Origin of the sequence: Limnobacter sp. CACIAM 66H1, assembly GCF_001601825.1 — a bacterium.
GTDB lineage: Bacteria > Pseudomonadota > Gammaproteobacteria > Burkholderiales > Burkholderiaceae_B > Limnobacter.
In genome coordinates, this window is record NZ_LUJK01000001.1 from 116406 (window position 1) to 130547 (window position 14142).

Below are 14142 nucleotides of genomic sequence, written 5' to 3' on the forward strand. Positions count from 1 at the left end.
GGGAGAATACTTTTCGGGAAAACTTCCCTGTCGGGATGTGGCAATGTTATCGATCATTATCAAAACAAGTCGCGCGCTTGCCTGGCCAATCTCCATGGCGCGCAGAGCAGGTCATTCGCGCGACTACACAATTAAAAATCAAGATCAAAGGGCTATGTATGTTTGTGCGTCAACGGTCGTATCAGTGCATCCGTGTTGTTGCACTTTCCTCTCTGTTTACTGTTGCGCCAGTGTTGGCGCAGCAATTGGAAGAAATTGAAGTCATTTCCTCCACGCCCCTGCCTGGGGCTGTCCTGCCTGTTGATCAAGCGCCTTTCAGTGTGAAAAAGCTCAATTCTCCCGAGCAGAATTCCAGCAGGGAGTCGATCAGCCGCAGTCTTTTTCGTGGCATCAGCGGTGTTCAGGTGACTGACAACCAGGGCAATCCGTATCAATCTGATGTGACTTATCGAGGCTTTTCGGTGACACCTTTGTTGGGAACGCCGCCGGGTTTGTCTGTTTACGTAGATGGCGTTCGGCAAAATGAAACGTTCGGCGATGTAGTGCGGTTTGATGCCATACCCCAGTCTGCCCTGAAGGAGCTTACTGTACTGCCCGGTACCATGCCGCAATTTGGTTTGAATTCGCTGGGCGGTGCCATTGTGATGCAAACCAAAAGCGGTCGGGATTTCCAGGGCACGCAGCTGGATGCAGAGCTGGGTGACTTTGGACGAACTCGATTGGGTTTGCAGAAAGGTTGGGTGGATGAGTCCAAGCAGCGTGATTTTTATCTGAACATCAATTCCTTCAATGAAGATGGTTGGCGCGTCCTCTCGCCCAGTTCTGTTCTTCAACTGTTTGGCAAAATGGGGATCGTTTCTGGCGATACCCAGACCAATTTCAGCCTTGCGTTGTATGAGTCTGACTTGAACGGCAATGGCGTGGTGCCTCGCAGTTTTTACGAACAGAATCGCGCCCAGTCGTACACCTATTTTGACAACACTCAAAATACGGGTGGGCAGTTTGCGGTGGACTTCACGCGCTACTTGCAAAGCGGAGCCGAGTTGACGGCAAACGCTTATTACCGAAGTTCAAGGTCGGTCACATTCAATGGCGATGGTAACGAAAACGAAGACTACCGATTCGGTGTGGCCGAGTTCGAACCTGACCGCGCTGAAGTGGAAGGCAATCTGGGGCCGGGTACTTACAACGTGACTTGCAGTGCACCAGCCTCTAACGCTTACGCGCCGGGCTCGGTGACTTTTGATGAAAACGACCCTGCTGCCATGGAACCTGACAGCGCAGACTGCCCAGGGGCCAATAACCGTGGCGTGCTGAATCAGGATGTGGTTGGGGTGGGCTTGCAGTATGCCTTGGCACCCATCGGGGCGCACAAGGTGTTGTTGGGTACTCAGCTTGAATTCGGGAAATCCGATTTTCGTCGCAGCTATGCCTTGGGCGTGTTCAACAATGATCGCACGGTGCGAGAATTGTACGCACCGATTGAGCAGGTCAATGTGGAGGCGAACAACCGACAATTCGGTGTATATGCCCAGGACGTGTGGACTTTGAATGACAAAACCACCTTGCTGGTGGGCGGTCGATACAACCACGCCTCGGTCAAAACCACAGACCGTTTAAGCCCGGTGTTGATCAACGAGGAGGGCGAGGCCAGTCCCGGGCTGAACAATGACTACACCTATCGGCGCTTCAACCCCTCAGTTGGAATTTCTTATCAGACCGCCAAGCACAGCACCTGGTTTGCCAGTGCGGGCACCAGCAATCGGGTGCCGACTCCGGTTGAGCTGGCTTGTTCTGACCCTGAGTTTCCATGCCTGTTACCCAACGCCATGGCAGCGGACCCGTTTCTCGAGCAGGTCATTACCTCGACTGTCGAGGGTGGCTACCGCACCCGCTGGATCAGTGGTGGCAACGAGTATGGTTTTTCATTCAACGTGTTTCGGGCCAACAACAAAAACGACATTCTGTTTGTTACTGATGGCGCAGGATCGGGAGGGTTCTTCCAGAACTTCGGAAAAACCCGTCGGCAGGGGATTGAACTTGATTTCGATTGGGAAACGTCTGTATGGAATCTGGATGCCAGTTACCAATACCTGAATGCAACGTTTCAAAGCCCGGCACGTTTGGCCAGCGAGGGCAACAGCAGTGCTGTGGATTTGAATGGTGATCCAGCGGTGGAGGGTGGTTTCATCCAGGTGCAACCAGGCAACAAAATTCCGGGTTTGGCCGAGCACAATGTGAAGTTGTCATTGGGATACAAGGCCAGCAACTCCACCACCGTATTTGTGGACATGCAGGCGCAAAGCGAGCAATACGCGAGAGGCAACGAGAACAACCAGCATCAGGCGGGTATCGTGAACATTCCGGGAGAAGGGCCGGTGGAGTTCAAGGACAATGGTCGAGTCCCCGGTTTTGCAGTGTTCAATTTGGGCGTGAATCACGCCTTGAGCAAAAGTGTCACCCTGATCGCGCGCGTGAACAATGTGTTTGATCGTGAATACTTCAATGGCGCTTTGCTGGGAGGAAATATTTTCGACCGCAATGGTTCTTTGGTGGACGATGAAGATGACATCACTTATGAATCATTTCTCGCGCCAGGTACCCCCCGAAATGCGTGGGTGGGAGTCAGTCTGAAGTTCTAGCATTTTGAAGCAAGGCGTGAATCGGCTATTCTTTCGGGATTGTGTTGATTCAGGCTTTGCTTTCACATGTCTTTGAACGTTCGAAATTTTATCTTCGCAACTGCCTTGCTTTTGCTTGCACCGATTGCCCATTCCCAAGCGGGAGATTGCTGGCAACAACACCGTGCCACGGTGTATGAATGGACTTGTGCTGGCCAAAGCCTGCCCGCAGAGGGGCAGGATTTTGCACTGTCGATTGTGGTGGTTGATTCGCCCAAAGTCTTGATGGTGATTGATTCCGGCGCAACTGCCGCTGTGGGCGAAAGCGCAGCCGCAGCCATTCGTTCCAAATTCGGTACCAAGCCTGTGTGGGTTTTGAATACGCAACCCAAGCCTGAGCACGTGCTTGGCAATGTCGGTTTTCGGGCTGCATTTGCAAGCACACTTGCCCCGGGCGAGAATTTTTCAAGCCGTGTTGTGGCTGGCAAACGCACCGCTGATTTGATGCGCGAGCGCTGCCCCACCTGCATTGAAAACTTTTCCGAACGTATGGGCAGCGATTCTGTAAAAGGCACTGAGTCACTGGTTCCAGGCCGTATTTTACGAACCAAAACAGGACACCTGGGTTTGTTGCACAATGATTGGGTGCCCTGGAAGTTTCGTTTGTACAAGGATCTTGAAACCGAAGAAGCTTTGGTATTGCGCAATCAGGAACTGAAATTGTGGTGGGTAGGCTCGGCCGTTCAAAACAGGGATATTCCGGATCTGTACGACGGCAATGTGGTGGAGCGAATCAATTTTTTAGGTCGCTTGAAGGCGCGAATGGGGGCAGATGATACGGTATTGACCTCATTTGGCGTGTTGGGCAGGGATTGGATAGAGCGCAACCTGAGCTACTTTGTGCGCGTTCAACAGGCTGTGTTGTACGGGCTGGAGGATGGTGTCAGCGAGGTGGAGCTGATTGAGCAGATCAGCTCGGATATTGGTGAGTTTAAAAACGCGGTTTACGTACAAACCGACCCCAAATTGAATGCCAAGGCGCTTGAAACACACCAATTGAATATTCAACGTATTTTCCGGCAAACAGAGCCGTTTGCTTTTTAGAGGGCCTGCTGGAATGTAGCTTGCTAGTAGTCTTTCGAACTGTTGCAAACTGGGACAGGGCAAATAACAACAAAGGGACTACTCGCATTGACTACCAATAAAACACACACCCTGTTTTTACTGTGGGTGTTGCTGATCAGCCTTACCGGCTTTGGCCTTTACATGACTTGGCACAAAGGCCTTTTTCAGTGGATTATCCTGACCGACAACACACGCATTTGCGTGGTGATCGTATTCGCATTTGCGGTGGGCAGTGGCCTTGCGGGTTGGCGAAGTATTTATTTAAGTCGACAGTTTCGCTACTTTGACCAGATCCAAAGCGGGTTCACTGATTTCAAACTCGGGCAATCCATTTGTCATGATTACCTGACTCACCCTTTGGCGCATCCCAGCGAAGGTCAGCTTATGGCCGAGGTGATGGCTGAACGCGCGCGTGGTTCTCACCAGGTGGGCTGGTTTGTCACTGGACTGATGATCAAGCTGGGTTTGTTGGGCACTGTGGTGGGTTTCATCATGATGCTCAGTAGCCTCGAAGGATTGGAGCAACTGGACATCTCCGATATTAAAACCTTGATGCAGCAAATGACACAGGGCATGGGCGTGGCCATGAACACCACCTTGGTGGGCTTGATTGGCAGCATTTTGTTGGGTGTGCAGTTTTTGATGCTGGATCGCCACGCCGACAAGTTGATTGCGGCTACCGTGGATTACGCACACCGCAACGTGAAGGCGAGCTGAACCGCATGCCGCTTTTCAACCACAAGCCAGACTTTGAGCTGGACCCGTTCACGGATTTGATTTTCAACGCCTTGTTGATTTTCACTTTCCTCTTTTTGATGGCCCTGTTGCTGTTGAACCCACCTGCCAAAAGCGGAATTATTGATCCCAAAGCGGAGTTTTTGGTGACTGTCAGTTGGCCAGACAATGACCCCAACGACATTGATGTTTGGGCAGCAGGACCCGCAGGTGCACAAGTGTGGTTTATGCGTCCCCAAGACGGTTTGTTACACCTTGATCGCGATGACCGTGGCCTGGCCAACGACACACAGGAAATTGAGGGACAGGTGTTTGTGAACCCGCTGAATCAGGAAGTGCTCACAATACGTGGCCGCCCGCCGGGTGAATATATTGTCAACCTGCATTACTACAAAACTGAAAACAATGCCCCGGTGCCCGTGAATATTTATGTGGCCGAGGTGAACCCGAAATTGAAAGTGTTGCATTACTCGACGGTGAACCTGCAGCAGGAGGGTGATGAGGCCACAGCAGTCCGCTTCACGATCGATGCAAACGGCACGGTGAGCAACATCAATCAACTTGAAAAATCTTTGGTGAAGGCAGACGGAAAATGAATGAAGTTTTAGTAGGTTTGGGCATCGCCTATATATTTTTGGCCGCCTTGTTGCTGTTGGCCCTTGTTTATGGCCGAATGAACTGGACGGTCAAGCTGGTTCTGATTGTGGTGTCCGTGGGCTTTTATTGGGTCAGTTACATCAACTGGCAGAATGCACAGGGCTGGCCCAGCCAGGCTGATTTGCCGAAGCGGTTTTTGTTCTACGCCGTGGTGGTTGAAGAACCTGACAAGACAGAGGGCATCAAAGGGCGACTGTTCGTATGGGCCAGCGACCTGGCCAATGATCGGCCCTCGGATACGCCGCGTGCTTACGTGTTGCCCTACGACAAGGACTTGCATGTCAAGCTGGATGCAGCTCAGCGTCAGATGCGCAATGGCAATTTGCAAATAGGGGAAGTGGGCGGCGAATTGTTCGATCCGCAGGCCACTCGTGACAATACGCGCATTGCAGACAAGAAAATTGATCTGGAATTCACGGATTTGCCCGACCCTCAGTTGCCGGAGAAGTAAGCCATGTTGAAAATTTTAAGTGTGGCCGTTTTAGCGCTGGGTCTGGCTGGCTGTTCCAAAGTGGGTGGGGGTGAATACTTTCCGCTGGATGAGGGGATGCAGTGGAATTACAAACTCGATTTTGTGATGCCCGATGGCAAAAACAAAAAAGATTTGATGATCCGCAGCGTCGGGCAGTCCAGTTTCAAAACGGAGGACGATGAAATCCAGGGTATTGTGCGTCGGACGTCAGACGGTACGGATTACTTCGTGCAAGAGCGTGATGACGGCTTTTACCGCGTTGGAAAGCGTGTGATTGTACAGACCAAACCGCAAGCGGATCCTTCTCCTCGCCTGATACTGCCCAAGGGGCGAAACCTGCGGGTTGGGTACACCTGGACCATGGATACCAGCCCCTACGTGATGCACTGGATGCCGCCCTTCATTGAGGCCAATGCCAGTATTAAACCATTCGATTTGGTGTATGAAGTGGCCTCTTTGGATGACACGGTAGAAACACCTGCCGGTATTTTCGAGAAATGCGTTCGATTGGAGGCTACCGGCAAAATGGTTTTTTACGCCGATGCCAGTGCAGGCTATCAGGAAATCCTGATCAACCACAGCGAGTGGTATGCACCCGGTGTGGGTTTGGTGAAGCTGGAGCGCGATGAGCCTTTGGACACCAGCATCATGAAAGGGGGCAAGGTGACCATGGTGCTCAGCAGTTTTAGCCACTGAGATTCTCCCGGCGACGCCCCCCGCCGGTTTTACTTGTTGAACAGTCCCTCAAGCACTTGATCGCAGAAGCGTTCACGCTTCTCGCCGTTGCCGGTCACTGTGCAATGTTCAATTAAAACCTGGTCTCCCACAATGCTGTGTGACTCCACACGGTCTGCGTAAAGCAGAATTTCTTCGGTGTCCAGACTGAACTTGGAATCCAGATCCATCTGGTTCAAATCGGGTCTGCGCCAGTGCACTGTGAAAAGTGGCTGGTTTTGAAACACCTCACCTTTCTGGTTCTGTAGTTCTGTCACCGCTTGTACCGACAGCATGGGGTGGCTGTTGAACTCTTGCGGGTAATGGCGTTTCATTTCGCGCATGATGTTGTAAGCGTCAGTTGCAAACAGGGTCACGATTCGATTGCGCGTGACGAAGGTGAGCTGCTCAGTATTCAACCCGCGAATTTCCACAATATTGCCATTGGCCATTTTGTCCATCGACTCGGGGGGTGGTGGGCTACATGCTGCCAGCAGGGTTGCACAGGCCAGTAGCGTGGCGTGTTGAAAGTGGCGCAACGTAAGGCGCATTCATGGTCTCCGGTTTGGTGTTGTTGTGCCAGCAGTATAGGGTGTAAATGTTGTCACCGGGCTTACATAGAGCCTAGTTCCCTTTCCACATAATGCCCGGCCATATCGGCCAAACCTTTGGCCAGGTCATCAAAAGAGAAGCTTGGGTTGGGGTGATTCAAGTAGCGAATCATGGTGGCAATGCCGCTATTGATGAAGATGTAGGTCATCGTCTGAAGATTGTTCAATCGCAGTATTTCAGGGTGTTTGATGGCGTGCTGAACAAACAGATCGCCCAGCGCGCGATAAATCGGGCCGAAAGGAACATGCTTCTCCATCAAGGCCGATTCACGGGCACAGCGCAGGTAAAGTTCGTCGTCTTTTCTCAGAAACTGAGCAGTTTGAGCGATCAGTTCATACACAGCATCGCGCAGCGAAAGCCGAACAACGTTGCTGGTTGCACCCTGAATGACCCCCACCATTTCCTTTGAAAAGCGCTCGCCCATGGCGCTGAAAATCGCCTCTTTGTTTTCAAAGTACTCGTAAATCGAGCCTACCCCTACACCGGCATATTCCGCGATTTGCCGTGTTGTTGCGCCTTCCGCACCATGTTTGGCCAAGGCAATGAACGCGCCTTGAACAATGGTTTCTACCGTGTTCTGGGAGCGGGTCTGTTTGGGTTTTCTGGTCATGAATAAATCCGAATTGAATCCGAACAAACGTTCGTTTTAAGATGACATTGTTCAATGTCACGGTCGCTATGTCAAACGCAACAGGATTCAACCATGTTTGGAAAGAAGATTACCAAGGGTGCCAACGCAGTGGTCACCGGCGCGGGCAGCGGCATTGGCCGCGCTTTCGCGCTTGAAATTGTTCGTCGCGGTGGTCGCGTGGTGTGTGCTGACATCAGCCTTGAACGTGCCCAGGAAACTGTGGATCTGGTTATGGACCAAGTGGCAGGCAAACTGAAGAATCCAGACCTGGTGTTCGTTCCACAAGCCTGGGCGGTGAAATGCGACGTCAGCAAACTGAAAGATGTTGAAGCTTTGGCCGATAGGGCCGAGGAATTGTTTGGTGGAACCGAGGACAACACCGCGATTGATTTGGTGGTGAATAACGCGGGTGTAGGCGCCGGCGGTAAACCGATCGGAGAAACCACGATTGAAGACTGGAAGTGGACCCTCGGCGTGAACCTGTGGGGTGTGATTCACGGCTGCCACGTGTTTGCACCGCGCCTGCGCAAGAAAGGCGCCACTGCGAAGTGCGGCATTGTCAACGTGGCTTCCACAGCCAGTTTCGCGGCTGCCCCCTTGATGAGTGCCTACAACGTGACCAAGGCCGGTGCATTGGCGTTGAGTGAAACTCTGGCAGCTGAAATGGCCGGCACCGGTGTGAACGTGACGGCGCTGTGCCCCACCTTTGTCAAAACCAACATCACGAAAGATGGCCGGATTGATGCCGCGTCGAACCAACTGGCCAACAAGTTGATGGAGTGGACGGGGGTGTCTGCCGACGGCGTGGTGAAAGAAACATTGAATGCATTGGACAAGGGGCAGCTGTATGTGTTGCCTCAGTTGGATGCACGCATGATTTGGCGCATGAAGCGCTTGATGCCTCGCAGCTACACGCGCGGGGCTGGTTTATTGGCCCGTGTGGCCGCCAAAGCTTTTTAAGGAGTACACAAAATGCCTCAACTCGATCTGGAAAAAACACTGCGCCGCATCAAGGAAAATCAATGGGCTTTGGCTGACATTGACTGGGATGCGCCAGGCCGTGAATTGATCACGGAAGAACAGTGGCCCAAGCTGAAAGCCTTTATGGCCGACCTGACCTGGATTGAACACATTGGTGCGCGCGGTTTTGCGGCCATGGCCAAAAAAGCGCCCAACGATACATTGAAAGAAATCTACACCTGGTTTCATGCCGAGGAACAGCGCCACGCCAATGCCGAACTGGCACTGATGCAACGCTGGGGCATGCTGGAAGACGGCGAAATTCCTGAGCCCAATATCAATTTGCGTTTAACGATTGAATGGTTGGACAAGTACAGCGATGACATGCCTTTGAATGTGCTGGGTAGCGTCATTCCCATGTTGGAAGTGACTCTGGATGGCGCCTTGTGCAAGTTTTTGCTGGATGAAGTGAAAGACCCGGTGTGCCACGAGGTGTTCAAGAAGATCAATGCGGACGAAGCCCGCCACTTGGGTGTGGATTTTCATGTGCTGGAGATGCTGGGACATGGACCGATGTATCGCCTGGCACTGGAGTCCTTCGCAGCCGCCATCAACCCGAAGTTGTTGCTTGGCGTGGCGGTGTACTTCCCTTTGTTGAACCGCATGCGCGACAACATTGTGACCATGGGATTGAAAGAAGAAAAGCTGTATGAAGCCATGGCCAAGTTTGAAAAGTACGGCGGTGAAGCGCCAGAAAGTCGCCGCAACCCCTGGTATCAGCTGATGCGCCTGCACGGCCAGTGGGTGATCGATCGCAACAATCGCTTTTACCACGCACCAGTGGATGCAGCCGTGAAATTGTCCAACTACATTCCGAAAAGCTGGCTGCCCGAAGTGCCAAGCTGGGTGAACAAACTGACCTGGCACACCACAGCTTGAACCATGCGAGAGACCACAATGACGATTGAAAATAGAAAGCCTGCGAAGGCACTGAAAGGCACCACTGCTGCGCGTACTACCGTGCGTCGAAGTTCAAGCAAAAGTGCCGCTGCAAAAAGCGGCGAGCACGTGTACGACACCTTGATTATTGGTGCTGGTTTCGCCGGCCTGGGTACTGCGATCAAGCTGCGCGAAGCGGGTGTGCACAGTGTGGCCATTCTGGAGCGAGCCGCGGAAGTAGGTGGCACCTGGCGGGACAACCAATACCTAGGTGCGGCTTGTGATATTCCTTCAAACCTGTACAGCTTTTCCTTTGCGCCCAACCCAAACTGGTCTCGCAGCTACTCGGGCAGCAAGGAAATATTGGGCTACGTGCACAGCTTGGTCGACGATTTTGGTCTGGAAAAACTAATCCAGTACCAACAGAATGTCACTCGGGTCGAGCTGGATGATGCGCAAGGCGTGTGGATGATTCACACCGACAACGGCCAAGTGTGGAAAGGCAAAACCGTGATCATGGCCAGCGGTCCTTTGGCCAACGCCAGTTTCCCCAAAATTCGTGGCATTGAGAATTTCAAGGGCAAGAAAATTCACAGCGCGCAGTGGGATCACGACTATGATTTCTCCGGCAAGCGGGTGGCAGTGATTGGTACTGGTGCCAGCGCCATACAAATCATTCCCGAGTTGGTCAAGAAAGTCGACAAGCTGAAAGTATTTCAGCGAACGACCTGCCTGGGTCATGCCTCGGCCCGATTTCTCGACCTCTGAGTTGAGCAAAAAACTGTTTGCAAAATTGCCCTTTACGCAAAAGGCGATTCGCGAAGCCTTGTACTGGACTCATGAAAGCATGGCCCTGGCTGTGATCTGGAGCTCGCCGGTAACGCGCCTTGGCGAACGCTTAGGCCAGGCATTTTTGAAATCACAAGTGCCTGACCCGTGGATGCGCAGGCAATTGAAACCCGATTACAAATTGGGTTGCAAGCGCATTTTGGTGAGCAACGATTATTACCCAGCTTTGCAAAGAAAAAATTGCGAACTGATTACCTGGCCGATAGCCAACATTGTGGAGCAGGGAATTCGTACATCAGAAGGCATTGAACACCGCGTGGATTGCATTGTGTTTGCCACTGGTTTTGATGTGCCAAAAAGTGGCACACCGTATCCAGTGCTGGGTGTGGGCGGTCGCGAATTGGCCAAGGAATGGCAGCGCGGTGCGCAGGCTTATAAAAGTATCAATGTGAGCGGCTACCCCAACCTGTACATCATGTTTGGACCCAACAGTGGCCCCGGCCACAATTCGGCACTGGTGTACATGGAGCAGCAAATCGCTTACGCGGTGAAAGGCATCCGCACCATTCTGGATTCCAACTTGAAAATGCTGGATGTAAAGCCTGATGTACAGGCCAGACACAATGCCGATATTCAAAAGCGATTGGCAAAAACCAACTGGAATTCCGGTTGCAAAAGCTGGTACCTGACCGAGGATGGCTTTAACGCCACCATGTTCCCCGGTTTTGCCACACAATATGCAGCGCAAATGTCGAAGTTCGATGTGAAGGCCTACAGGCAGGTGAAAGCTGACGTAATCGCGTGAGGCTTTGTTAATCAAGGTAGTGGGAGTAGTGCCGCCCCCTGTGACTCGTGACGGTCCTGGGGGTTTTTTAATTGAATGCTTACGACTTGATGAACCAGAACTCGTTAATCAAGCCGATGATCAGCGCCACAATCACAATGGCATCAGCCTTGATGACCCGTGCGATCAGTGGGTTGTAGTCCCCCACCTGCCATGCCACCGCGATAAAGCCAACGGTGCTGACCAGGCCAAAGCACATGGCGAGCAGGCGCAAATCGACTTTAAACATGGCCACTACGAACAAAACACCCAGCAAGCCGAATAACAGGGCTCGGTGTTGCATGGCGATCAATAAGTTGGGGTCGGCAATACTCACCCCGTACAGCTTCTCGAGCGATGTTTTACCCACGATTCCGCTGACAGGTAAAAAGTGGATAAATGCTGCGATGGCCAATGCGATGTTGCTGATCCAGTTCATGGTGCTCCCCTTATTGAGCCTCGAGTATGAGATAAGATGAGCCGTCCAATCAATGACCTCTCAGATCAATAATGTCTACACCTGCTTCTGAAATTGCCGATCTAGATCAACCTCCCGCATCGGTTAGCCTGATGCAGGCTTTCTGGTTCTGGCTCAAGCTGGGCTTTATCAGCTTTGGCGGGCCAGCCGGGCAAATCGCCATCATGCATGAGGAACTGGTTGAACGTCGCCGCTGGATTTCCGAGAAGCGTTTTCTTCATGCCCTGAATTACTGCATGTTGTTGCCTGGCCCGGAGGCTCAACAGTTGGCCACTTACCTTGGGTGGTTAATGCACCGCACCTGGGGGGGAATAGTGGCAGGTGCACTGTTTGTTCTTCCTTCCCTGTTTATTTTGGTGCTGCTGTCCTGGGTTTACATCGCGTTTGGTGACGTGCCCGTTGTTGCCGGTATTTTCTATGGCATCAAGCCCGCGGTGACCGCGATCGTATTGCACGCGGCACACCGCATTGGCTCTCGTGCCCTGAAAAACAACTGGATGTGGGCAATTGCGGCAGCCTCGTTTGTGGCGATTTTTGCCATGAACGTACCCTTCCCAATCATCGTGGCTACTGCGGCCATCATCGGCTTTGTGGGTGGCAAATTTTTCCCCGCCAAGTTCAACGGCAGCGGCGGGCATGCCGGTGCACAAAAATCGTACGGTGCTGCTTTAATTGACGACAATACCCCTACGCCCGAGCATGCCCGTTTCAGCAAAATTCATTTGGCCAAAGTGCTGGTAACCGGTGCGCTGCTGTGGCTGGTGCCCATGGGTTTACTGACGGCAAGCCTGGGCTGGCAAAACACCTTTACGCAAATGGGCTGGTTTTTCACCAAGGCGGCTTTGCTGACTTTTGGAGGGGCTTACGCTGTGTTGCCTTATGTGTACCAGGGGGCGGTAGGCCATTATGGCTGGTTGACACCTACGCAAATGATTGACGGCTTGGCTTTGGGTGAAACAACCCCTGGCCCGTTGATCATGGTGGTGGCATTCGTGGGTTTTGTGGGTGCTTATGTGCAAGCCGCATTTGGGCCCGAGCATGCATTGGTGGCGGGTGCGCTGGCCGCAGCGCTGGTGACATGGTTCACCTTCCTGCCTTCTTTCCTGTTCATCTTGGCGGGTGGCCCCTTGGTTGAAAGCACCCATGATGATTTGAAATTTACAGCACCGTTGGTGGCGATTACCGCGGCCGTGGTGGGTGTCGTGGTGAACCTTGCGGTATTTTTTGCCTATCACGTGTTGTGGCCCGAAGGCCTGAAAGGCAATTTGGACTGGACAGCGCTTGCGATTACCGTGGGTGCGGTGCTGGCACTTTTTTACTTCAAGCGGTCGGTCATGCAGGTGTTGGGCGCTTGCGCAGTGCTGGGTTTTGTCCTCAGTTTTGTGCAGGCTTGAACCGGTTTTTCGGCATAAAAAATTAAAACAAACAGGAGATGGTTTTGATCACCAAAGAAATGATGAATAACTTCATCAACACGCAATTTCCACAAAGCAAAATCACGGTTGAACATGTGGATGGGGAGTCTGCCACCGTTCGCCACAAAATTACCGAGGCGGAACTGCGCCCCGGTGGCACCGTGGCTGGCCCCGTCATGTTTTTGGTGGCCGACTGCGCCTTGTATGTGGGCATACTGGGGCGGATTGGCATTGTGCCATTGGCGGTGACCACAAATATGAACATCAACTTTTTGAGAAAACCCTCCGCAGATCGTGACATTATTGGCGTGTGTAAATTGATCAAGGTGGGCAAAACACTGGCGATTGGTGAAGTCAGTGTGTATTCCGATGGGCTGCCCGACCCCGTGGCGCATGCTGTGGGCACCTATGCCATTCCACCCAAGAAAGACTGATTGAATCAACTGGAGGATTAACACCATGAGCAACATCATCCGCGTACTGGGTATTTCAGGCAGCCTTCGCGCAAAATCTTGCAATACAGGTTTGCTGCGCGCCGCCTCCAGCTTGTTGCCTGAAGGCATGGAAATGCAGTTCGCCAATTTGATTGATTTGCCGTTTTTCAATGCCGACCTTGCTGAAAGGCCGGCCGCTGTCCAGGCTTTTTTTGAACAATTGAAACAGGCCGATGCCTTGTTTTTGGCTTGCCCTGAATACAACTATTCAATTGCACCAGCCCTGAAAAATGCGATTGACTGGGCTTCACGTTATCCCGACAACGCTTTGCTGGCTGGTAAACCTGTGGCCATTTGCGGCGCGGGTGGGGGCATGGGCACCTCACGCGCCCAATACCATTTGCGGCAAGTGTGTGTGTATCTCGATTTGCATCCCTTGAACAAGCCCGAAGTATTTGCCAACGCATTTGCGGGTGGTTTTGATCCCGATGGCAATGTGACGGATGAGAAAATCAAGTCCAACCTGACGGCCCAGTTGCTGGCCTTGAAAGCATGGAGTCTTCGCCTGAAAGGGTAGGGGTGAAAAAAATTTAGCGCCAACCCTAAAGAATCATTTTTTCCAAGCGTTAATGAATCATGAGCAGCGCACGACAGTGCATGACACTGAAGGCGACTGACTCTTAACTCAATAAATTGCTTGGAGAAATATCATGCTAGGAATCAACACCAACGTCGCG

16 protein-coding genes are annotated in these 14142 nt (G+C 52.3%); 13 read left to right on the forward strand and 3 right to left on the reverse strand.

Annotated elements, in window-relative coordinates; genetic code table 11:
* Positions 1–77 precede the first annotated feature (77 nt).
* The 6 genes from A0129_RS00570 to A0129_RS00595 all read left to right on the forward strand — a co-directional run bounded on the left by A0129_RS00570 (position 78) and on the right by A0129_RS00595 (position 6306).
* Positions 78–2642, forward strand: a complete 2565-nt coding sequence (locus A0129_RS00570; protein WP_291711420.1) for a TonB-dependent receptor — start codon at positions 78–80, stop codon at positions 2640–2642.
* A 66-nt stretch (positions 2643–2708) separates the two neighbouring features.
* A complete protein-coding gene (locus tag A0129_RS00575; RefSeq protein WP_291711421.1) occupies positions 2709–3725 on the forward strand; it encodes a hypothetical protein in 1017 nt (338 codons plus the stop codon).
* 87 nt (positions 3726–3812) lie between these two features.
* Entirely contained in the window at positions 3813–4463 is a 651-nt protein-coding gene (locus A0129_RS00580) for a MotA/TolQ/ExbB proton channel family protein (protein WP_291711423.1), read from the forward strand.
* A 5-nt stretch (positions 4464–4468) separates the two neighbouring features.
* Positions 4469–5077: a hypothetical protein gene (locus A0129_RS00585; RefSeq protein ID WP_291711425.1), complete on the forward strand. Its 609-nt coding sequence runs from the start codon at positions 4469–4471 to the stop codon at positions 5075–5077.
* A complete protein-coding gene (locus A0129_RS00590; protein ID WP_291711427.1) occupies positions 5074–5589 on the forward strand; it encodes a hypothetical protein in 516 nt (171 codons plus the stop codon). The genes A0129_RS00585 and A0129_RS00590 overlap by 4 nt, the downstream gene beginning before the upstream one ends.
* 3 nt (positions 5590–5592) lie before the next feature.
* Positions 5593–6306 carry a hypothetical protein gene (locus A0129_RS00595; protein ID WP_291711429.1) on the forward strand — a complete coding sequence of 238 codons (714 nt, stop codon included), beginning with the start codon at positions 5593–5595 and terminating at the stop codon, positions 6304–6306.
* Between the two features lie 29 nt (positions 6307–6335).
* Here A0129_RS00595 and A0129_RS00600 read toward each other — a convergent pair whose 3' ends face one another.
* Both A0129_RS00600 and A0129_RS00605 read right to left on the reverse strand, forming a co-directional pair.
* Positions 6336–6875, reverse strand: coding sequence for a hypothetical protein (locus A0129_RS00600; RefSeq protein WP_291711431.1), 540 nt, complete (start codon positions 6873–6875; stop codon positions 6336–6338).
* Positions 6876–6937: 62 nt separating this feature from the next.
* On the reverse strand, positions 6938–7546 hold the full coding sequence (locus A0129_RS00605; protein ID WP_291711432.1) for a TetR/AcrR family transcriptional regulator: 609 nt from the start codon (positions 7544–7546) through the stop codon (positions 6938–6940).
* Positions 7547–7639: 93 nt separating this feature from the next.
* Here A0129_RS00605 and A0129_RS00610 point away from each other — a divergent pair, with 93 nt between their 5' ends.
* From A0129_RS00610 to A0129_RS00625, 4 genes are read left to right on the forward strand one after another with little or no spacing between them, the layout of a single operon-like run.
* Positions 7640–8527 (forward strand): SDR family NAD(P)-dependent oxidoreductase, encoded by an 888-nt coding sequence (locus A0129_RS00610; protein ID WP_291711434.1) that lies wholly within the window; start codon positions 7640–7642, stop codon positions 8525–8527.
* A gap of 12 nt (positions 8528–8539) precedes the next feature.
* Entirely contained in the window at positions 8540–9466 is a 927-nt protein-coding gene (locus A0129_RS00615; protein WP_291711436.1) for a hypothetical protein, read from the forward strand.
* Positions 9467–9484: 18 nt separating this feature from the next.
* On the forward strand, positions 9485–10234 hold the full coding sequence (locus A0129_RS00620; protein ID WP_291711437.1) for an NAD(P)/FAD-dependent oxidoreductase: 750 nt from the start codon (positions 9485–9487) through the stop codon (positions 10232–10234).
* Position 10235: 1 nt separating this feature from the next.
* Positions 10236–11060 (forward strand): hypothetical protein, encoded by an 825-nt coding sequence (locus A0129_RS00625; RefSeq protein WP_291711439.1) that lies wholly within the window; start codon positions 10236–10238, stop codon positions 11058–11060.
* 79 nt (positions 11061–11139) lie between these two features.
* Here A0129_RS00625 and A0129_RS00630 read toward each other — a convergent pair whose 3' ends face one another.
* The gene (locus A0129_RS00630; RefSeq protein ID WP_291711441.1) at positions 11140–11517 is read right to left on the reverse strand and encodes a phosphopantetheine adenylyltransferase; all 378 of its coding nucleotides are present in this window, start codon (positions 11515–11517) and stop codon (positions 11140–11142) included.
* A 131-nt stretch (positions 11518–11648) separates the two neighbouring features.
* Between A0129_RS00630 and chrA the strand changes: the two genes are divergently transcribed.
* The 3 genes from chrA to A0129_RS00645 are packed head-to-tail and all read left to right on the forward strand — an operon-like array spanning position 11649 to position 13982.
* Complete coding sequence (gene chrA, locus A0129_RS00635) at positions 11649–12950, forward strand: chromate efflux transporter (protein ID WP_366796399.1); 1302 nt, start codon at positions 11649–11651, stop codon at positions 12948–12950.
* Positions 12951–12988: 38 nt separating this feature from the next.
* A complete protein-coding gene (locus tag A0129_RS00640; RefSeq protein ID WP_366796398.1) occupies positions 12989–13405 on the forward strand; it encodes a PaaI family thioesterase in 417 nt (138 codons plus the stop codon).
* 25 nt (positions 13406–13430) lie between these two features.
* The gene (locus tag A0129_RS00645) at positions 13431–13982 is read left to right on the forward strand and encodes an NADPH-dependent FMN reductase (RefSeq protein WP_291711446.1); all 552 of its coding nucleotides are present in this window, start codon (positions 13431–13433) and stop codon (positions 13980–13982) included.
* Positions 13983–14142: the final 160 nt, after the last annotated feature.